Source organism: Paenibacillus sp. Y280 (assembly GCF_056786335.1).
This window is the reverse complement of record NZ_JBXCIW010000003.1, coordinates 210,378-231,488: the sequence shown is the minus strand read 5'-3', so window position 1 is coordinate 231,488 and position 21,111 is coordinate 210,378. Positions and strand designations below refer to the sequence as shown.

19 protein-coding genes and 1 pseudogene are annotated in these 21,111 nt (G+C 46.2%); 3 read left to right on the top strand and 17 right to left on the bottom strand.

Annotated features, from left to right (window positions below):
* Window positions 1–65: 65 nt before the first annotated feature.
* A complete protein-coding gene (locus AC1TPC_RS05615; protein ID WP_482065864.1) occupies window positions 66–1,277 on the top strand; it encodes a voltage-gated chloride channel family protein in 1,212 nt (403 codons plus the stop codon).
* A 61-nt stretch (window positions 1,278–1,338) separates the two neighbouring features.
* Here the strand turns inward: AC1TPC_RS05615 and AC1TPC_RS05610 are convergent, their stop codons facing one another.
* The 11 genes from AC1TPC_RS05610 to sleB form a co-directional block, all read right to left on the bottom strand.
* Window positions 1,339–2,181, bottom strand: a complete 843-nt coding sequence (locus AC1TPC_RS05610) for an undecaprenyl-diphosphate phosphatase (RefSeq protein ID WP_482065863.1) — start codon at window positions 2,179–2,181, stop codon at window positions 1,339–1,341.
* Between the two features lie 187 nt (window positions 2,182–2,368).
* Window positions 2,369–3,244, bottom strand: a complete 876-nt coding sequence (locus AC1TPC_RS05605) for a radical SAM/SPASM domain-containing protein (protein ID WP_482065862.1) — start codon at window positions 3,242–3,244, stop codon at window positions 2,369–2,371.
* A 132-nt stretch (window positions 3,245–3,376) separates the two neighbouring features.
* Window positions 3,377–4,054, bottom strand: coding sequence for a DUF4166 domain-containing protein (locus AC1TPC_RS05600; protein WP_482065985.1), 678 nt, complete (start codon window positions 4,052–4,054; stop codon window positions 3,377–3,379).
* A gap of 26 nt (window positions 4,055–4,080) precedes the next feature.
* Window positions 4,081–4,986 (bottom strand): DoxX-like family protein, encoded by a 906-nt coding sequence (locus AC1TPC_RS05595; protein ID WP_482065861.1) that lies wholly within the window; start codon window positions 4,984–4,986, stop codon window positions 4,081–4,083.
* Window positions 4,976–5,443, bottom strand: coding sequence for a thiol-disulfide oxidoreductase DCC family protein (locus tag AC1TPC_RS05590; protein WP_482065860.1), 468 nt, complete (start codon window positions 5,441–5,443; stop codon window positions 4,976–4,978). Before AC1TPC_RS05590 ends, AC1TPC_RS05595 begins: the two co-directional genes overlap by 11 nt.
* A gap of 133 nt (window positions 5,444–5,576) precedes the next feature.
* A complete protein-coding gene (locus AC1TPC_RS05585) occupies window positions 5,577–6,215 on the bottom strand; it encodes a response regulator transcription factor (RefSeq protein ID WP_482065859.1) in 639 nt (212 codons plus the stop codon).
* A 25-nt stretch (window positions 6,216–6,240) separates the two neighbouring features.
* Window positions 6,241–7,554 carry a sensor histidine kinase gene (locus tag AC1TPC_RS05580; RefSeq protein ID WP_482065858.1) on the bottom strand — a complete coding sequence of 438 codons (1,314 nt, stop codon included), beginning with the start codon at window positions 7,552–7,554 and terminating at the stop codon, window positions 6,241–6,243.
* A gap of 146 nt (window positions 7,555–7,700) precedes the next feature.
* A complete protein-coding gene (locus AC1TPC_RS05575) occupies window positions 7,701–7,916 on the bottom strand; it encodes a cold-inducible protein YdjO-related protein (protein WP_482065857.1) in 216 nt (71 codons plus the stop codon).
* A 46-nt stretch (window positions 7,917–7,962) separates the two neighbouring features.
* Window positions 7,963–9,051 carry a lactonase family protein gene (locus tag AC1TPC_RS05570; protein WP_482065856.1) on the bottom strand — a complete coding sequence of 363 codons (1,089 nt, stop codon included), beginning with the start codon at window positions 9,049–9,051 and terminating at the stop codon, window positions 7,963–7,965.
* A gap of 227 nt (window positions 9,052–9,278) precedes the next feature.
* Window positions 9,279–9,998 carry a DsbA family oxidoreductase gene (locus tag AC1TPC_RS05565; RefSeq protein WP_482065855.1) on the bottom strand — a complete coding sequence of 240 codons (720 nt, stop codon included), beginning with the start codon at window positions 9,996–9,998 and terminating at the stop codon, window positions 9,279–9,281.
* Window positions 9,999–10,184: 186 nt separating this feature from the next.
* Window positions 10,185–10,841 carry a spore cortex-lytic enzyme gene (gene sleB / locus AC1TPC_RS05560; protein ID WP_482065854.1) on the bottom strand — a complete coding sequence of 219 codons (657 nt, stop codon included), beginning with the start codon at window positions 10,839–10,841 and terminating at the stop codon, window positions 10,185–10,187.
* A gap of 444 nt (window positions 10,842–11,285) precedes the next feature.
* On the opposite strand from sleB, the gene xerS reads away from it, so the two are divergent.
* Window positions 11,286–12,380, top strand: coding sequence for a tyrosine recombinase XerS (gene xerS, locus AC1TPC_RS05555; protein WP_482065984.1), 1,095 nt, complete (start codon window positions 11,286–11,288; stop codon window positions 12,378–12,380).
* 58 nt (window positions 12,381–12,438) lie between these two features.
* On the opposite strand, the gene AC1TPC_RS05550 is transcribed toward xerS, so the two are convergent.
* The 3 genes from AC1TPC_RS05550 to AC1TPC_RS05540 form a co-directional block, all read right to left on the bottom strand.
* Entirely contained in the window at window positions 12,439–14,247 is a 1,809-nt protein-coding gene (locus AC1TPC_RS05550; RefSeq protein WP_482065853.1) for an ABC transporter ATP-binding protein, read from the bottom strand.
* Window positions 14,248–14,262: 15 nt separating this feature from the next.
* Entirely contained in the window at window positions 14,263–16,008 is a 1,746-nt protein-coding gene (locus AC1TPC_RS05545; protein WP_482065852.1) for an ABC transporter ATP-binding protein, read from the bottom strand.
* Between the two features lie 312 nt (window positions 16,009–16,320).
* On the bottom strand, window positions 16,321–16,863 hold the full coding sequence (locus AC1TPC_RS05540) for an ADP-heptose synthase (RefSeq protein ID WP_482065851.1): 543 nt from the start codon (window positions 16,861–16,863) through the stop codon (window positions 16,321–16,323).
* Window positions 16,864–17,079: 216 nt separating this feature from the next.
* Here AC1TPC_RS05540 and AC1TPC_RS05535 point away from each other — a divergent pair, with 216 nt between their 5' ends.
* On the top strand, window positions 17,080–18,054 hold the full coding sequence (locus AC1TPC_RS05535; protein WP_482065850.1) for a YpdA family putative bacillithiol disulfide reductase: 975 nt from the start codon (window positions 17,080–17,082) through the stop codon (window positions 18,052–18,054).
* A 683-nt stretch (window positions 18,055–18,737) separates the two neighbouring features.
* Here the strand turns inward: AC1TPC_RS05535 and AC1TPC_RS05530 are convergent.
* The 3 genes and pseudogenes from AC1TPC_RS05530 to AC1TPC_RS05520 all read right to left on the bottom strand — a co-directional run.
* Window positions 18,738–19,145, bottom strand: a pseudogene (locus AC1TPC_RS05530) (AAA family ATPase); the annotation flags it as partial.
* A 57-nt stretch (window positions 19,146–19,202) separates the two neighbouring features.
* Window positions 19,203–20,126: a polysaccharide deacetylase family protein gene (locus tag AC1TPC_RS05525; protein ID WP_482065849.1), complete on the bottom strand. Its 924-nt coding sequence runs from the start codon at window positions 20,124–20,126 to the stop codon at window positions 19,203–19,205.
* Window positions 20,113–21,108 carry a phosphotransferase gene (locus tag AC1TPC_RS05520; protein WP_482065848.1) on the bottom strand — a complete coding sequence of 332 codons (996 nt, stop codon included), beginning with the start codon at window positions 21,106–21,108 and terminating at the stop codon, window positions 20,113–20,115. Before AC1TPC_RS05520 ends, AC1TPC_RS05525 begins: the two co-directional genes overlap by 14 nt.
* Between the last annotated feature and the right edge of the window lie 3 nt (window positions 21,109–21,111).

Here is a 21,111-nt window from a genome sequence, read left to right as displayed (position 1 = left end):
ATAATAGCTAGTATAGGTTTTTAGCAGCAGCTCTCATTTCTATTGGGACATTAAAGGAGTTCAACATGCTCGAAGCAAGAACAAATGCACCCTTCACCCTTATCAAATTTATGTTAAAATGGCTCCTGATCGCAGGCACGGTTGGTGTCCTGTCCGGCTCTGCCGCCGCCTTCTTTCTGGCTAGTCTCGACTGGGTGACTAAGACGCGGATCGATCATCCTTGGCTGCTATGGCTGCTTCCAGCTGGCGGCGCTTTAGTTAGCTATCTCTATCTGAAGCTCGGCAAACAATCGGGAAAAGGCAATCATTTAATTATTGAACAAATTCACTCCGGAGATGGCACAATTCCGTTAAGAATGGCTCCGCTTGTCTTATTTGGAACGCTTACGACTCATTTGCTGGGCGGCTCAGCCGGGCGGGAAGGAACAGCTGTCCAGATGGGCGGAAGCTTATCCGAATGGGTAGGCAAGTTATTTAAGCTGAATCCGCTTGACCGTAAAATCATTCTCATGTGCGGAATCAGCAGCGGCTTTGGCGCGGTTTTTGGAACGCCGCTCGCAGGTACGCTATTCGGGCTAGAGGTGCTCACGATTGGACTTATTAGCTATGAAGCGCTGCTTCCGTGCTTTATTGCCAGCTACGTTGGCCATTTGATTACCACGGCATGGGGAATTAATCATCTTCATTATTCGATGGGTGCCGTTCCGCAGATGGATGGGCTATTGCTTTTCAAAATTGTATTGGCATCCGTCTTGTTTGGTTTGACGGCCCTGTTATTTACGCAGCTTACTCGAAGTCTCAAGCTATTATTAACGAAGTGGTTTAGCAACCCTGTCTTAAGAAGTGCAATCGGCGGTTTCATTGTGATCGCACTTGTATATGCTTTAGGGACTCGCGATTATTTGGGACTTGGCATCCCGCTCATTCAACAAGCCTTTCAAGAAGCGGTTTCGCCCCTTGTTTTCCTTCTTAAGACTCTATTTACAGCCATTACGCTTGGGACAGGCTTCCAGGGCGGCGAAGTGACGCCTCTCTTCGTCATCGGCTCTACGCTGGGCAGTGCGCTCGCCGGCTTGCTTGCAGTGCCGGTCCCGTTACTTGCTGCAATAGGTTTTGTCTCCGTATTTAGCGGCGCTGCCAAAACCCCAATCGCTTGCTTTATTATGGGAATTGAACTGTTCGGCGCCGAAGGTGCTATTTATATGTTCATCGGCTGTGTAATCGCATTTCTCTGCTCTGGTCGGGTCGGCATTTACGAAGCTCAAAAACAGAGGTAAGTTCCCTCACCTACACAAAAATGGCCTGCTCCCTTTATAGGGCGCAGGCCATTCCTTTTGTTTAGAAATAGACAATATAGATAACAGCCGCGAGCACGATTCGATAAATCGCGAAGGGCATCAGCTTGATTTTGTTAATGAGCTTTAAGAAGAAACGAATGGATATAAGCGCGAACACGAATGCGCTGAGGAAGCCTGCAATGAAGAACGGCAGAGTATCTACCGTGAAGTATTGCCAGTTCTTCGCCAAGGACAGCAAGCTTGCGCCCGCCATGATCGGAACAGCCATAATAAACGTGAAATCCGCGGCTGCACGGTGACTCATCCCTAGCAGCACCCCGCCTGAAATCGTTGATCCCGAGCGCGAGAAGCCCGGCCAGAGCGATAAGCATTGAATCAGACCGACCGAAAGAGCTTGCTTGTACGTAATTTGGTCGACCGTTTCCACCTTCGTCTTCGCAGGTCTAAAACGATCCGCAATAATCATGAATATGGCACCGATAACGAGGCCAACCAGCACGGTCCGAGTCGAGAATAAATACTCATCGATGTAGTCATCGAATAGGAGGCCGAACACACCTGCTGGAATGAGGCCAACGAGGACATGCGTAAGCTTCAGCTTTTTTTGCGGCACAGACGTAGACTGCCCTGCTTCTTTGCTGCTGCGGCCTAAACCGAGCAAATCGATGAAACGGTTTCGGAAAATAATGACAACTGCTAGAATCGATCCTAGCTGGATGACGATTTTGAACGTATTCGCTACGTATTTCGTCAAATACTGCTCTGATTGTAGCCACATATCGTCTACAATGACCATATGTCCCGTTGATGATACAGGTGCAAACTCCGTCAAGCCTTCCACAATTCCCAAAATAATCGCTTTTAAGATCGTCAAAAAGTCCATGTGCGCTTGAATCTCCCAACTCTATGAATGATAGAAAAACGATAAAGAACAGAACCTTTCAAATCATAACATATAATGCCCTCTTCCAACAAATCGAGCGGTTGAAAAAATTCCCATTTGTCGCAATTGAAATAAAAAAGTCGCCGTTCGCTCAGGATTGAGCTGAACGACGACTGTCGTTGACTAATCAGCCAAAACGCTGCCGGTACCCGCATTTGCGGCAAAGCTCCTCAACTGCTTCCCTTCTAGAGAAGCCATCATAGAGGTTCGTTGACCGTTCATTTTCAATAATTTCGGAGAAATGAGTATCGTGAATGTTGCCAAGATTGATAACGCCCTCTCCATCCAAGCAGCATGGGATGACAGTACCGTCAATGAGTATACCAGCTTGATTGCGAAGCGCATGGCAGAATCCTTTGCCGTTATACTCAGGCTCCTTCAAATCCGGCCATTTGAACTCAGGATCTTGGTTTAAGTAAATGCGCTCCGCAATTTTTACGCCTGAGCCGGGAATGAACTTCTCCTCTATTTTATAATCAAGATCGAACGCCTTCTCTATCATGCCAAGCAGCTCGCGGTTTTTGTTCTTCTGCTGATTGGTTTCATTATCCATATCCAGATTCCATAGTCGGAATGAAATAATGATATTCGTGCTCGCTACCGCTTCCTTCACGAACGACAAAATTTCCGCAAGATAGCCTTCCTTATTCGTTGATCCCGCATGTCCATCAAAGCTGTGAAGCGAAAAATTGATTTGGCGCAGAGCCGGTTTATTCAGAAGCTTTTCTTTATTTTTCGTAATAAGCGTTCCATTGGACGTAATATTGACTTTAAAGCCCTTCTCATGGCTGATGTCGAGCAGCTCATCCATCTTCGGGTGCAGCATCGGCTCGCCTTTTACATGAAAATAAATATAGTCCGTGTGTGGTTTTATTTGATCGAGCGTTTTCTTGAAGTCCTCCACTTTAATAAACCCCTTCGCTCTCAGCGTAGGAGGACAAAAGCTGCACGATAAATTGCAAATGCTTGTTGTTTCTATATAAAACTTTTTAAACCTTTTCATTCTTCATATACTCCATTCCCGTTGACTCAGCTGTTTACGTTAGTTACGCCTAAAAATCATCCCAATCTATTCTTTTGCTATTATACAATGCCAAGCAAGGAAGTGACAAAAGGAATAAACGGCAGCTGCCGCTTATTCCCGTTTCTCTTCGCGCAACGGCTGAATGCCAACCGGTATCGCTTCCGGATCAGACGCAATGAAGGAAGCTTGGAAAGTACCCTCGTAGCGGAAAATTTGACCAATTATCGGATTTCGGACATCAACCGTAATCTTGTAGCAGCCTTCATCGTCATCATACCATTCGTTAACCTCGGCGCAGCCGGTCAATCGTTTAGGGAACCGGAACTTCAGCTTCCCCTCGTAGAAACGCTGCTCGCCAGATCGTATACGAATGCCGCCGTTTGCCGCTGCAGAAATGTCCAAGTCTACCGCCAGATGCTGCTTATTGCCCAAATAATCTACAATTTGTTTCCGTTCGCTGCTATACACCATCGTAGCATCAAAATATCTAACCGTGCGCGGAAATTTAAATTTACGAATCCAGGTCACCGTCTCGCGCCCAAATCGATCGACATACGCAAAGTTTTCGATTGAAAACGGAATGTTCCTGCCGCCCTGCGGAAACATAATATGACGAAACGTCCCAATAAATAACGGAAATGCCACGAGCTTGTTGTACCAAATACGCTGCATCACGCCATGACCAATGGATGCGGCCTTATCGTGACTGCAAAATCCAAAACGCTGCTGAATGCGCGGATGAAGCTTTTGAAAGTCGTCACCCAGCGCTTGCTCATAGATCGAACGCATCATCAATTCCCCCTTGCTGACTAAGTTTATTTGGATTGTCGCTTGCACCGGCTTGCTTGCGGCAAATATCGTGTGCTCCACCTCGCAGTTAAGCATAAGCCAATCATCGGAATAGCAAGCGTCAGCGGATTAAATGGCGACATGAGAAGCTGCGGGCTATAAAATAGCGCAGGAAGCGTTAACGTAAGCAGCATCGCAATTAGAGCGATATAGAGTCCCTTTTTCCGATGAAAAAAAGCTGTTATTAAGGCTAATGCCATTTCCCCAATCCCTATAAGATGAACCGTTAATAGCTCTCTCCCCTCAAACCAGCCTAATTGCTGCAGTAGAAAAAGCTCTCCTGCTTGTGGAAATAAAAGCTTAGGCACAATGCCTTCATAAAGCCAGAGCAGCATCATGATTATTACGCTGACATAATGAATCAACGCTCTTTCAGCAATGACAGTAGGCGGTACTTGCTCCTCCAGCCATATGCGAAGTCGATCGAAGCTCCATGCGGTCGCGTAACCGAACATGGGCCGGAAAATAAAGCGATCCAGCAAACGTCCAGCCCATCCAAAGCGGGTTCGATAATCGAATAGCGTTATAAACGTTACTTTGTCCCCGTTGTCCTTGTATTTCCAGTAGCCGCCGCCGCGGCGAATAAGCGAAATAGGCTGCTCTGATGCAAACGACAAAACGGACATTTGCTCAGATGCGTGAGGGTCCATGGTGCTATTCGTTTCACCCGTACCTTTGATTTTTAATCCAAAACCAATTCTCGTCTCATATAAAAACTTCTGTTTTTCTGAAGCAGTTAGCCTTGGCAAATAATGAATTTCTGAAAAGCGTAAATCCCATTGCTCATGCAGCTTTGGCGATTGCGTATGCTCCCATAGCTCCGCTTGTTCCGTACGTATATCAATCTCGACATATATCGGTTTAGGTTTCATCCGGAATTTCCTCCTGGTCAACTGCTTGCATCCCATGCTCCAAAAAACTTGCGATCAAATCAGGCGTTGGCAGCATGCATATGTCAGTCCTTCCAAACCAGCGATATCGATTATTAGCAACCAGATCATAAACGAGATTTCTCCATGCTCGCGGAACAACAATAAATATATACAATATCCGCCACCATCCACCCAGCTTGCGAAAAACACGCAATGCCGCATCTGATTTCGTATAATAATGATTTCCATGCACCATCACGAACGTATTTAAATCATGCGTTGATAGCTCTCCTCTAATCAGCAGTTGAACCCCGATTGATGATTGCAGCATCGCAAATCGAAAGGCTCTCGCTTTGTCCCTTGCTGCTACAAAACGTGTGATTCCACTGCATAACAAGCATTGTCCATCAATCAGCAGCACAGCGGGCACATCCTTGCGTGATCTAGTCCGATCCATTATTATCGCTTCCTCTCATAACTATTGTAAGCGCATGTGCCGCCTCTCTGGCAGTTCCATCTTTCATAGAACAACAAGCAAAGGGGTACTACATATCGTAGTACCCCTCATCATTTAAGCTATGGACAAGATGCTATTCCTTATCCTCCCGCTGGAATAGACCTCTTCTTTTAACCTTTTCAATCGCTTCTTTACTGCTGCGAACGCCAAATTTTTTCAGCATCTTGTTCACCTGATTTTTGAGCGTGCTCTCAGCCTTGTACAGCTTCTGCTCGATTTGCGATTGCGTATAGCCGGCTTCGATAAGCTCGAACACCTCGCGTTCTGCGCCTGTCAATTCCTTTAACTGCTCCTCGCGCTTCAGACGCGCCAGCTCCTTCAGCAATGCCTCCATCGGAGCTGGATGATGATAAGCGCTGCGAATCGATTGCGGAAGCTCCTGAAAGCGAGTTTTCTCTAAATACTGCACGGCGCCTGCCGTAAAAGACTGCGTCATCGATTGTTCATCCTTTAACGACGTTAGCATAATGATTTTGGCTGCTGATAGCTCATGCATCATCATCGCCGTTTGAATGCCGTCCAGCCTGCTGCCCTCCAGCTGAATATCCATCAGAACAACGTCAAATAAACTCGTCTGAGCCATACTGAGCGCCTCGCTCGAATTCACAGCCGTTCCGACGACAAGCAAATCCGGCTCCCGATTCAAATAGGAAGTGAGCGCTTTAATCCAATCCGCATCATCTTCTACAATCAATACTTTAATATGGCTCAAGGCTATTCCCTCCCCATTCAATCTTTTATAGAAGCTTTTTCCGTGGCCATATAAAAGCAACCTTAGTGCCTTGGCCTTCTCGGCTCATCATTTCGACCTTGGCTCCGCTCTTCTGCATGACGTTATAAACATAAGATAAACCTAGGCCAAAATTTCTTCCGCCCTTCCCGCTGCTGAAGAAAGGATCTAATATTTTCCCAAGCTTATCTTCCGGTATCCCGATGCCGCTATCTTGAACAGACAGCATAACCCCACTCTTATGTGTATCCAGACGTACCGTTATCGCGCCTCCGTTTGGCATGGCTTCACAAGCATTCATTAACACATTTCCTAGCGCTTCGCTAATATGAGTGGGGTCGCACAGAAGTATAGGCCGAAGCTCATGAGTGACGTTGACGGATACGCCATATCTTTTTAATAAACCTTCATTCTGCATAAGACATTGATCGATGAGCCTATCGAGTTGAACCGGTTCTTCCTTTAGCACGATATCCTTCATTTGGCTGTGAATACGGCTCATCATCTCAAACATATGATTGGAAGCATTCGCAATGATTTGTAAATGCTGGCTTGACTGCTCATTCGAATCAGGATATAAGCGCTTAAGGTTTGCGGTGCTGATCGCGATTTTTCCAAGCTCATTTTTTATCGTATGGTTCAGCATCGCAGCACCTGAACTGACGGCTCGCATCGTACCCTCCAGCGGGTCATGCTCAAAGCGCAGCTTGACGCCAAGCACGCCATACATAAACGTACAGAGCAAAGCCACCGCGAGCGAGTAAATCATAAAAACGGAAATATAATTAAAAAATTCAAATGCAGGAGAAATGACCTTTGCAATATAAATGAAAAAGAGAACGGCAAGCAGCGTCGGGACAATGATAATGGCTGTAATAAATCGACTGCGCTTTAAACGAGCATCCCGCTCTTTCCAAAACGAAGACACTAATAAATAACTAGATATCAAATAGTAAGGCGCGCTCCAAATAAGCAACAAATTGAAAAACCATTGCTTATCAGCGGTTAACCATTCAAGACCAGCCATAATAGCGACTGGCAGAGCCAATAATAATTTAACTTTGCTTCTTGCCCGCTTAGTATTTATGGCTCCTGAATAAATAAGGCTAAAAACAATAACGCCATACGGCGTTAACGTATAATTGAGAAATTGCAAGATCTCAGCTGCTGCAGAGAGCTTGCTATCCATGAATAGATTGGACAAACCACCAATTGAAGCGCTGCACAAGAAAAACGCCGCCCAACGGTTCGATTCGCTGTTCCGGTTGTTAAGGATAACGATAATGGCTGCTGTGAATAAGGCTAAAAAATAAAAGAGCATGCTCAGGCACCGTCTCCCGTCCCGTCATCATTTGGTTAGTCTATCGTATCATATATCGATACAGGTAAGTCCAGCAGTTCCATCATTCGGCATAAAAAAAAATCCCAATCCTATTGCATTCAATGGATTGGGATTTATTAGTTCGGTTAGTAATCAGATTTCGGCTTGCGTGGCTGTGGCTTCGGCTTGTTCTGAACAGCAGGCAAATGACGCATGCTGCGGAGCATCGGGCCCTTACAGATCGGACAAGCTTGCTCGGCATCCGCAAACTCATCCCTTACCCAAGCTTTGCAGTCCTGGTTTTTGCATTTGAAAATCTTGGTTGCTTTTAATTTCGGTTTTTCCTCTTCGCTAGTAGCCACGCCTCTGTATTCCCCTTTTCACTTCTGTACTAATGATATTAATTGTTTATAACGTTAAATAAATAGGAACTACGCACACTGGTTTGGATACAGTAGTGCTGTGGCCAGTATACGTTAACTTCCCATTGTCTTTATCAACCGCAAAGACTGCAATATTGTTCGTGTCCCGGCTTGCAGCAAGCAAATAACGTCCGCTTGGCGTCAATGCAAAATGGCGTGGATGAGCGCCCTCTACCGATTTGTGCTGAACAAGCGATAATAAGCCTGTCTGCTCATCAATCGCGTATACGACAATGCTGTCATGCCCGCGATTAGAACCATACACAAATTTGCCGTCTGCAGATATTGTAATTTCAGCACATGAATTCTCTTCTTTAAAATCTGCTGGCAATGTGCTTACGGTTTCCAATGTCGTTAACGCACCGGTCTCACTATTGAAGATAAACGAAGTTATCGTTGAATCTATCTCGTTAATGACATAGACGTACCTTCCGTTTGGATGGAACGACAAATGCCGAGGGCCAGCGCCAGCATGCAGCGCAACCTCGTTTTGACGCACAAGCTTGCCATTTCCAGCATCTAAAGCGTATGTAACGATGCGATCAAGTCCTAAATCCGATACGAGTAAATATCGGCCATCTGGGCTGTAGAATGAGGAATGAGGATGCGGACGATCCTGGCGATCAGGATGCTGGCTGCTGCCTTCATGCTGCTGAACGTCAAGAACCTCTCCGATACCTCCTTCTTCTGTAATGGAAATGAGACCAATCATTCCGCCATGATAGCTGGTAACCGTCAAAAACCGGCTGTCCGCATCACGCTGAATGTGGCAGGTCGTCGAATCAACCGTTATGGCACGGTTCATAATTTGAATTGAGCCTTTGGCAGCATCAATTGAAAAAGCGGCCGCTTCGCCAACCTTCTGTCCTTCTTGATTCACGGTCTCGGCGATGGCGTACAAAAGCTTGCGATCGGCATCAACATTAAGAAATGTCGGGTTTTTGAGTCCGACGAACTCATCTGTCAACGTTAATGTGCCCGATTCTTCATCGAAAGCATACACGTAAACGCCGCTTTCCTCCGCTTCCGCATATGAGCCTGCGAACACTAGCAGTCGCTCCTGTTCAACTGTCACGAATAATTCCCCCTTAACGTTAGCGTATCAGAGCACGAGTACGAGCATCTGACTTGTTTACCGTTATCTATTATAAGTCGTGATCGCATTCCAGACAATTAAGTTCTACATTTACGCATTAAGATATGCTTGCAAGTCGTTCCCAGCTGCTGCCAGTCCAGACAACTAGGTCGCCGGGACAAACTTTCTCGGCGACCTTGGCAATTGGAACTTTTATATTTTTCCCGTTAGGATTTTGATGAATCCGGAATACAGTGCCCATCTGTGCAAAGAGCGTCGGCATCCCCGTCATTTACTTGTATAAACGTAGGATGCTTCTCCTTCCATGCTTTGTTTAGCGTATCCAAAAACACCTCAGGCGATTGAGCGCCGGAGACGGCATATTGGCGATCAAAGACATAGAAAGGAACGCCGCGAATGCCAAGCTGGCTGCCTTCGTCTTCTTCACCGCGAACGGCATCTGAGAATTGTTCCGTTTCAAGCATTTGGGCTACTTCGGCAGCATCCAGACCAATTTCAGCGGCAAGCACAGCTAGCCGCTCGCGATTGCCAACATTTTCTCCATCTGTGAAATGGGCTTTGAAAAGTCTTTCAGACATTTCTTTATCCTTGCCTTGCTGGGCTGCAAGATGAACGACGCGGTGCGCGTCAAACGTGTTTGTTTCCTTCGTACCTTCAAAATGAAAAGCAAGACCAACGGCTGCTGCCTGCTCCGTTACACCAACCGTCGTTTCTTTTGCCTTCTCGATGCTCATCCCGTATTTGGATGCCAGCATGCTGTATGTGCTAATATTGGAATTAGGATCAGCGCTTGGATCCAGCTCATAGCTGCGAAACACGATCTCGATTTGATCTTTGTGCACGAATTTCTCGAGCGCTTGCTCAAACTTTCTTTTGCCTATATAACAAAACGGACACACATAATCCGACCAAATTTCCACCTTCATCACAGACACCTCCGATAATTTTTCGAAAAAAGTTAATGCTCTATTTCGTATTGTAACATGTTTGGTTACGAGTTTGAAAACTTCTCATTGACAAATATGTAGAACAAACAGAAAAACGATGCTGACGGCAAGGCCAAATTCACTTGCCGATTTGCATCGTTTTCTTCTAAACACCGAAATTTACTTTTATTCTGCGAAAATATGTCGACCAATCTTAATGGTTTGCTTGCGCGACCAGATCCAATCAGATGTTGCAGTATCGGGATTGAAGTAATAGATCGCCCCGTTCGTTGGATCGTTGCCTTTCACCGCATCCTGAGCTGCCTTATAGGATGTCTTGTCCGGCTTAAGCTTATATTGACCATCGTCAACAGCGGTAAAGGCTCTCGGCTGCTCAATAACGCCTTTGACCGAACTAGGGAAGCTGGACGAAGCCATCCGATTCATAACGACGGCACCAACCGCAACCTGACCTTTATAGGATTCGCCGCGGGCTTCGGCATAAATGATTTTTGCCAGCATATCCAGCTCTGCCTTGTTTACCGAAACCTTCTTCAACGTTTCCCAAGTCTTTTTGCCGGCGACGCCGTCCACCCTGATTCCATATGCCTTCTGAAAACGTTTCAGTGACTCCAACGTCGTTTTGCCAAAGTAAGTTGTTACATCCGTGTTAAAATAACCTAATGTCTTTAAACGATATTGCAAATCCGGCACATCTGGACCCGAGCTGCCAATCTTTAGCGTTGCTGGCGAAGCAGCATGAACAGCTTGCACTGGAATGCCAAATGCCATCGTAGAAACAAGAATAAATGCCATAATATATTGGATATATTTTATTTTCATTTTAAGAAATAATCCTCCCTAATCTCATAAAACAAACAAATTTTATGCAAAATATATTTAAATTGTTAACCGGTCGACTGGTTCGTTCGATTTTAGCACAGTTATTTTTGAAATGTAACCGTGAATGAGCAATTACATACATTTACTAATTTACAAATCCAAATCATTTTGAAACAAAAAGTTGATTTTATAAGCAAATTGTAACTAAAATAGTTACATGAATGGAGCGTCGTCGCTTATTACTTTTAAGTGAAGCTCGGCAATGACCACTTTCTGCTAAACGATAACCATGAATATGCCTATTTACGTTGTCCACCCCTGCCTCAATTGTTACAATGAAACTATTCTGTTCCGTGGGAATGCTCGAATTTGTTTACATAATTATTGTTATGTTCATTTAGTGTCGTTAACGGATTTCCCGATTATTAGTGGAGGTGGCTTACTATCAATATTTTAAAGCAAAAGGATCGTGAAGAGCTCGACAAACGGCTCCCTTCCATGCCCTGGTATATTGAAAAATTTATTAATTATAAGCTGCCGGATTTGTCGCCTTCCTCGCTAGTCGAATATATGAGGGATTATGAAACATTTCTGAATTGGTTGATGGCTGAGGGACTGTCCGAAGCGACACGGATTAAAGATGTAGCTTTACTTGAGCTGGAAAAGCTGCATATGGACAGCATTGACGGCTTTCGCATGTACTTATCGACTTACAAGGAGGAGCGCAACAGCAAGACTACAATATCTCGCAAGCTCTCCTCCCTTCGTTCCTTGTTCCATTATTTGAGCCAAATTGCGGAGGATGAGGAGTTTTATCCGCTGCTTAAGCGCAACGTGATGGCGAAGGTAGCGATTAAGCGAACGCATAAGCCCAAGGATACAGCGGCTAAGCTCGAAGGCAAGCTGCTTCAAGAGGAAGAAATATCGGAGTTTATGGCTTATATTAAACAATATTACGGGGTTGATGTCGCCTCGAATAAGCAGGCGCTTTACGCATATGAACTAAATATGACGCGAGATGCATGCATCATCAGCTTTATTTTGCATTCAGGCCTGCGCGTCTCGGAGCTTGTTAATCTGAACGTAGATGATATTGATCTTAAGAAAAAGCTGTCGTACGTTTATCGCAAAGGTAAAAATGATGATACGTTCAAAACGCCCGTTTATTTCCGTCAAGAAGCAGTAGAGGATTTGCAAGCATATATGACTCTCCGTGAAATGCGCTACAAAGCTCCTAAGCGTGAGAAAGCTTTGTTTCTCGCCATAGCCAATGGCAAGCAAGAAGGCTCGCGCATGTCAAAGAGAGCAATTCAAGAAATGGTCATCAAATACGCGAAGCGCTTCGGCAAGCCGTACTTATCCGTTCATAAGCTGAGACATAGCTTCGCTACCGACTACTACCTGCGAAATGACATCTACAAAACCCAAGAGCAGCTTGGGCATGCCTCACCAGAAACGACACAGATCTATGCGCATTTAACCGACAAAACGATGGCACAAGCAATCGATCGCACGAAAAAAGAGGACGAGTCAAGCTAGCGCTTCCTTCACGCGCTCGCTTGCCTGCCCTCTTTTTTTATCTCCTTAATCCGCACGCTTAGGAGCTCGTTTGCAAAATAACAGATTCCTGCATCGAAAGCTGCGTTAGAATAAGATTGGCATAAATGCCGCCTTGCTTCATGAGTTCCGCATGCGAGCCCTGTTCGGCAATTCGGCCATCCTCTACTACCAAGATAAGATCGGCGTCCTTGATGGTCGATAGTCGATGTGCGATAATAAATGCCGTTCTGCCGGCAAGCAGCGTCTGCAAAGCCTCTTGAATATGCTGCTCCGTTTCTGTATCCACGCTTGAGGTAGCCTCGTCTAATATTAGTATTCTCGGATCGGACAGCAGCACGCGGCCAAATGCAAGCAACTGCCTCTGCCCAACGGAGAGCTTCGAGCCCCGCTCCTCCAGCTCCGTCTGATAGCCATCCGAGAGCTTGGCGACAACTCGGTCGAGCCTAACGCTTTCCGCTGCTTTTACAAGCTGATCCTCGGCAGCATCCTCGTTGCCGTAACGCATATTCTCTTCTACCGTACCCGCGAATATAAAGGAATCCTGCAGCACGATCCCCATCTGCTTGCGCAAGGATTCAAGCGTGGCCTGCTTGACATCCACGCCGTCGATGCGAACAGAGCCCTCAGTTGCATCATAAAATCGCATCAATAGATTAACGATCGTACTCTTTCCCGCTCCGGTCGGCCCAACCAAAGCGACCCTTTGGCCCGGCTTCACATGAAAGGAAACATCATGCAGCACGTTAGGCTTATTTTCCTCATAGCGGAAGGAAACGTTCTCGAACGAAACTTCTCCGCGAACCTGCGGCAGCTCGCGAGCCTCTTTGTTGTTCTTCACTTCCGGATCGGTATCCAGCACTTCAAAAATACGCTCAGCGGAAGCCATTGCCGATAGCAATTGACTGTAAACCTTCGACAATGCGCTAAGCGGCCCCCAGAAACGCCACAAATAGTTTATAAACGCCATGATAAACCCAAGCGTGAGCACGCCTTCCATAACGCGCATCGCTCCAAACCAGACGACGATACAGGTTCCGATCATCCCGATCATTTCGACCAGAGGATAGACGGTGGATTCCAAAGTAATGGCTCGCATGAACGCCTGCTTGTTCCTTGTATTGATGCCATTAAAACGTTCGTTGTTCGTCCGCTGGCGGGAAAAGGCTTGAATAACAAGTATTCCTTGAATCGTTTCATTCAGATTGCCGTTAATGGACGACATGGTTGAACGCGAACGCGACCACGAGCCCTCGATTTTTGGGCGCAGCTTCGCTACGATAAAATAAAGCAAAGGCAGCATAATAAAGGATAGCAAAGCGAGTTGCCAATCCATCCACACCAAAATGATAACGATCCCGAGTAGATGCGTCACTTCCATGACCATCGTAATTAATCCGCCGTTTATCAGCTCGCCAATGGCATTCGTATCATTGGTAATGCGTGACATGATCTTTCCGGCAGGTCGCCCATCGAAGAAACGGAACGATAACGATTGCAAATGATTAAATAATTGCTGACGCAAATCAAACAAAATGCGTTGTCCGGTAAAATTGATCCATCTCGTGTGCATCCAGCTAAAAAGCCAGCTAATAAGCTTAATGCCAAGCAGCACAGCGCCAAGCACATGGATAACGGTGTAATCCTTGGCTAAAATTCCTTCATCAATGATGTAAGCAAGAATAATCGGTTCAGATAAACTCAGCAGCATATTAATGAGGACGATGATAACGACCCATGTCATTAATTTGCGATAAGGGATAAGATACCGAAGCATGCGTCGCATGTATTTGCTGTTAAACGGCTTCTCTTCAACCTCAGTATCCGAATCCCACTCGACTTGGCTCATGGTTTCACCTCTTTTCTATTGATGAGCGATTTGCTTCTGACGGTCAAACAATTGCCGGAAGAAGCCATTGCCTTCATTTAATTCCTTATGTGTACCCTGCTCGGTCAGTCGGCCGTTCTCAAGGACAATGATTCGATCTGCGTGCTGAATGGAAGAAAGCCGCTGCGCGATAATGAACGTCGTCCGGCCTTTCATCACTTCCAGCAAAGCCTCATGAATAGCCGATTCTGTCGCCGTATCCACGCTTGCCGTCGCTTCATCAAGCACGAGAATAGGCGGGTCCATTAGAATCGCGCGCGCAAGTGCCACACGCTGCCGCTGGCCGCCGGATAAGCCAACCCCGCGTTCACCGATGCGGGTATCATAGCCGTCTGGCATGCTTTCAATAAAAGCATGAATTTGCGATTTGCGTGCTGCGTCCTCAATTTGCGCTTGCGTTGCATCGGGATAGCCATAAGCGATATTATCGCGAATCGAAGCGGAGAACAGGAACGTTTCCTGCGGCACGATCCCTACACTTCTGCGCAAACCGTCAAGCTCGTAATTCCGCACATCAATGCCATCAATAAGAACGCGGCCGCCGGATACATCATAAAACCGCGACAGCAAGCCAATTAGACTGCTCTTGCCTGAGCCCGTTGCTCCAAGCACGCCAATAACCTCGCCCTGCTCCACCTCAAAGGAAACATCGTCAAGGATCGGCTTATCCTTGGCAGCATCTTGATCGGCAAAATGGAAGGTTACACGGTCGAACTTCACATTTCCATTCATATTGACGGTTTCTTTTCCTTGTGCGGGATTCTCGATATCAATAGGCGTATCAAGCACCTCGAACACGCGCGGAGCTGCTTTGATCGCTTGCTGATAAATATTGATTTGCCAGCCAAGCATGTTCAGCGGCCAAATAATGCCCCATGTGTACCATTGAAACGCCATAAAGGTACCAAGCGACATCTCGTCACGAACGACAAAGATTGCTCCAATCCATATCATCATGACAAAGGTAATGCCGCCATAGAAGCCCATGAGTGGAAAAGCTTTCGCCTCAAGCTTCGCGCGCTCCATATTCGTTTCGAAGTTCTGCTCGTTCCGCTTAGCGAATTTCCGCTGCTCGACCGACTCGGTTGCAAACGACTTGACGACACGAATTCCTGAAATGTTTTCTTGCAGCGTCGTCGTCAATCGGCCCATTTGCTCGCGAATGTTAGACCAAGCAGGACCTACCTTATGATTAAAACGGTACAATACGAACAAAATAAACGGAATCATGATCAAGCTGATCACCGTAACCTGCCACTGCATCGACATCATGAAGATGATCGTTCCGAGGAAGGTAAGCATGCCCGTAAATAAATTCATCGCGCCAAACCCGATGAAATTTTTCACTGCATCAATGTCGCCTGTCATTCTAGACATCAATTGGCCTGTCTGCGCCCGATCATAATACGAAAATGACAAGCGCTGCAATTTCTCGTAAAGCTCCTTTCGCAGCTTAAACACGACATTTTGCCCGACTAGCTCTTGCGAATAGCTCTGTACAAACATCCCTGCGCTCTTGAGAGCCTGTATGCCTGCAAGTGCAAGCGTAAGTCCGATTACGACGCCCATATCCCGCTTTGCAATGCCTTCATCAAAAATTTCTCTTAAAACCCAAGGTGCAACCAAATCAAATATCGTCGCTAAAATCATAATGGTGACGGCGATAAACACCCATTTGGCACTTGGTCTTACGTAAATCATCAATCGCAACAGCGTTTTCATTGGGACAACCCCTTTCCTCTAGGAAACAAAAAAAGACCTCTAGCCACAATTGGCTTGAGGTCTTCGTATGATGGCGGACAACGAAGCAAATTAGCTACGTTGACACCAGTGCACGAAGGCAGGCCGGTCGGCATGTTTGATTGGACATATGAAAATGCATGCTGCTCTGTACGCCGTCGACATTTTTAAAAGTCCAATTGTTAAACATCCTTAAGCCCCCCTTTTCGTATTCCGATTGTTCATTTCTTCCTAGCCCACCCAAATCTTAACATCGTATTCCGTCTTTGCGCAAGAGGGGTTTGGAAAAAAATATTAAAATCTGTCCGACTCCAAAGGGAGATCTATATCGCTTGTGGAAATCCCCTCTTCTACCGCAAACTCAAAATCCTCTATATCATAAATTTGTACCGGCACCTCGGCTTCTATCAGCTTATCCTGAAACTCGAATTGATCAGAAAGCAAAGGCAAATTCAGCTTCAAGCCCGTTAGCAGCAGCTCGGTTTCGATGGGATCGAACATTTCGCCATAATGCGCGTTATCGACAGCATGCACCACGGTAAATTGTATCATGTCATTAAGGAGCAATGGCGAGCTTTCTCTCCACGGCACCTGCATCGCTTTTTCAATTTTTTTCCGATTGAGTGAATCCTCAAAGAAAGCAATGAGCTCGTTTATTTTGCTTTTTACATGCCCATCATCATCAGGATCATCCATGACAGGATCGACACCATCCCTCATTTCATACAATTCTGCTATGGATGAATAAGGCACGACATAATCAATTGGACGGCTAGGTACAAGAAGATGCCCATACGTTGCCACCAATACTGCTTCTATTACAAAACGCCGCCGCATGTGATCTCCTCCAATCATTTTATGAACGAATATTAGCTTCTTATGAGCTCATTTGCTTAACAAGAACGGTTCCACATTATTATACAATAATCCAATGCCTGTACAAGATAGTCAAAACACCAAATTTGCACAAAATATGCGTCTAGCAGTAAAATGAGCTTTAGATGAAATACTGGAAGCTGCACTTGCTTCGTCATATTTTAGGAGGTAATACATATGCAAATAGAAGAAGCGATCATAATTGGAGCAGGCCCCTGCGGCTTGGCGGCAGCGATCGAGCTTGAGAAGATCGGGCTTCAACCCCTTGTCATAGAAAAACGAAATATCGTTCATTCGATCTCGCAATATCCGACGTATATGCATTTTTTCAGCACGCCGGAAAAGCTTGAAATAGGTAATATTCCATTCACGACCGCCAATGATAAGCCTTCTAGGCTGGAAGCTCTGAATTATTACCGTACTGCCGCTCAGCGTAACCGCGTTCGTGTGCAGGCGTATGAAGCGATTACTAGTATTACGCCAGAGGATGGCGCCTACATTCTGCAGGGCGAGGACCGTTTCGGCAATAAGCGCATGTACAAAAGCCGGTATGTCGTCATAGCGACGGGTTATTTTGACCATCCGAACGAGCTTGGCATTCCTGGTGAGCAGCTCGACAAGGTCAGCCATTTTTTTCGCGAATCTCATCCTTACGTCGGCATGAAGGTAGCTATTATTGGTGGCAGCAACTCGGCGATCGACGCAGCGCTTGAATTAGAACGCGTAGGCGCGGAAGTGACAGTCGTCTATCGCGGCGAGGATTATTCCACAAGCATTAAACCATGGGTGAAGCCAGGCTTCCAGAGCAAGGTGACAAATGGAGTCATCAAGATGCTGTTCCAATCCAAAGTGGTCGCCATTGAAAACACTTCTATAACCGTACAAGGATCTGAAGGCGATATGCAATTACCGAATGATTTTGTTTTGGCGCTTACCGGCTTCCACCCCGATCGCAACTTCCTTACCGCAACAGGCGTTACGATGGAGGAGGAAGGCTTTCCAACCTTCGATCAAGAAACGATGGAAACAAACGTACCCGGCATCTATCTCGCAGGCGTCGTTGCTTCCCGGCATGAAGCCAATGAAATATTTATCGAATCCGGCCGTTACCATGGAAACAAAATAGCTGAGCATATTGTTAGCAAAAGATAGATCCATACCCACACCATTAACTGCTAGATCCATAGCCACACCTTATAGCTGCTGACTTTAAAATGGAACCGAGCCATTAGAGTCGGGCCTTTAGAGTCAAGCCTTTAGAGTCGCTTAGCGCTTCTAAGGCTCGTTATGCATATCGGTCATTTTTATAGCTGCCGCTCGACATATACAACAACAGGAAAATGTCCTGCTAATTCTCCAATGGAGCTGCCTTTCGATCATTTAACTGGAAAAACTCCCGTTAATAACGGTATTTTTACCCTAAATAGGTAAAAACCTGAATATTAAAGGGAGAAAATCTAGTCCCACCATTGTCTCTTGTCTCCTGTGTCTTTTATTCTTCGCTAATGAAAGCACACTCCCCCTTTTTCTTTGCCTGTACCTTCCTTCGAAAAATAATTCAAAATGGCGTGTCAAATTGATAGTCAATTTGCACGCCATTCCGTCTGTCGCTTCTTTTATGTCAATATCAAAGCGATATCATCAAACTACTCATTCATTCGCAAGAAGCTTCCTACGCATTCTCTAACTCTTCTTCTCCAATTGCTTTTAAAAGCTTCCACCTGTTGCTCATCCGGCTCCTTATCGCCATACCGTTACCGATAATCAATGCGCCATCCAACCCGCCAATCGCTATCGCTAGCAGAAGCCTCACGCCATAACGCAGGTTAGACCATCGTAGCGATTACCTTGAAGGGACGCTCTAGCTGCTTCGTTTCCCCGTCAATGCTTATTTGCCGCTCCTCCATACATTCAAGCAAGCTGGATTGCGTTCGAGGCGTTGCGCGATTGATTCCATCGGCAAGCAGTAAATTTGTAAACAACGGACCTGCTCGAAATTCGAACTCGCTTATTTTTTGATTAAAGAAATGAATGCCGCTCAAATCCGATGGAAGTAAATCGGGCGTAAACTGTATTCGTCTAAACGTGAGCGCTAGCGATTTGGCTAGCGATTTCGAGAGCAGCGTCTTCCCCGTACCTGGAACATCCTCAAGCAGCACATGCCCGGAAGTTATAAGTCCGATGAGCAGTAAATCAACGACTTCCTCTTTGCCAACGATTACACGTCCAATATTTGCTTTCACCTATTCTGTCAACTGTTTTATCGTTTCAAAAGACATAAGTCAGCTCCTTCGAATAGGTTACTTTGCAAATCCGGTACGCTCGCGCTGCAGCTTCTGAAGCTCCCGCCAACGGATCATGCGGATGCCTTCGTCCTGCAGCGTCTGTCTGATCTCAGAGTCGCGGAACAGCTCCAGCTCCATCCCACGCTTAAGCGGCTGCCCGTGAAAAGCATTCAGCTCTTCCGTGACGAGTGAAGGATGAATGATAAGCTCGGTTACACCTGGATGCAGACTCTTCAATAGCTGCTGCATGCTAGTTTTTAGTGAATCATAGTCTTCGCCATCCTGCAGCTTGAATGGAAGCCCCACCAAATAGTCTAATATGACGACCCCCTTCGAATCGGCAAGCTGCGCAAGCTGCTTAACTTGCTCCGCAAGTTCTGGCGGGGCTACCTGGCCATTCTCCTGCAGTAAATAACGAGGCAAACGGAACGGCAAACCATAGGAAGCGCATACTTCAAATACGATTGGCAAAAAGTGGCGTCCCGTCTCTAATCCATAAAGGCTGCCCATATGATTGTCGGCATGCGATGGTTTCATTCCCATAGCTAATGCCATCTCCACTTGGGCAATCATCTCTTGTTTTACCTGCTCAGGATCAGCTTGCTGCTCGAACGTCTTGCAATCCTTCGGAAAATAATTTTCATTTGTAACAAGCGAGTCTGTACTCCCTTTGCGGTTAACCGGTCCCCAGCGATAGAGATCCCATTCACTTGTAAACGTAAAATGTACGCCAACATCGATTTGGGGATGCCTCGCGCTCCAAAGCGCAGCCTCCCGTGCCCAGCCGCAGGGCATCATTAAGGTAGCCGAGCTAACCGTGCTATCAAGCAGTAGCTGCTGGATGCCGTTATTCACCGAGTGACATAATCCATAATCGTCCGCGTTTACAAGAAGCAGCTTTTCACCTTCATCATATCCTAACGCCTTAGCTAAACTCATTTATTTCATCCTCCCAGTTCTCATTGATCCAATCGCAGGTAAACATACATTGATCGATAATGCTGCAAAGCACATCCTCTTTGTCCAACTGATCTCTTAAACGAACGGCAAAATGCAGCGCTACGTCCAGCAAGCGCAATTTCATTAAGGACGGCAGCTTCTTCAGCTCCTGTTCGGATAAAGGCAGCGTATTCAGATAGCCTTGCAGCAAGAGCTTCACCTTTTCCGAAACGGCCGTATTACTTGGCTTGATGAGATCAACAGCGATAACGGCAAGCTCCATTGCCCTTACGTCAACCGTCGTGAACTCAAAATCCAGCACGCCGATTATCTCATCGTCATTAGACACGGTATTGTTGGAAACCAAATCACCATGAATCCATTGCTGCGGCAGCAGTGCAAGCTCTTCGCATTCTGCCGCAAGCTTGCGGCGTTCCTCGTTAATCGCTATGAAGCTGGATCTTCTTGCTGCAAGCGGCCCCCCCGAACGTTCAGCCATCGATAAGAATGCAGCAATATCCATAGATGCGTAAGTCTTTTCCAATAAATAATAAGGACTGTACAATGGCATGCCCTCTGGCTGAATATAGCCTAATGCAGCTGTCAGCTCTGCTGCTGCTTGCCCAAGCGCATACACATGTGCAGCATTAGCTGCTGTTGGCCGGTCCCCTTCAATGTAGCGGAACAACGAAGAAAGCGTGCCGTCACTCGATATGCTGACCGTATCGCCTCGTTTATTGCGAATCGGCACAGGCACTCGAAAGGAGAGCTCCTGCCTCGTCAATTGGGCCAGCACCTCATGCTCCAACCTGACAATGTTCTCATCCTTATGATTATTATAGATACGCAGAACAAATCGTTGACCGCCTGATGTGATCATGCGGGTCGTATTATTCATTCCGCTTTCCCTAAGCTCAACCTTGCAAGGCTCTTGAAACTCATATTCATTAAGAAATGTTGTAAAATCTAAGGTGTCATTCAACCC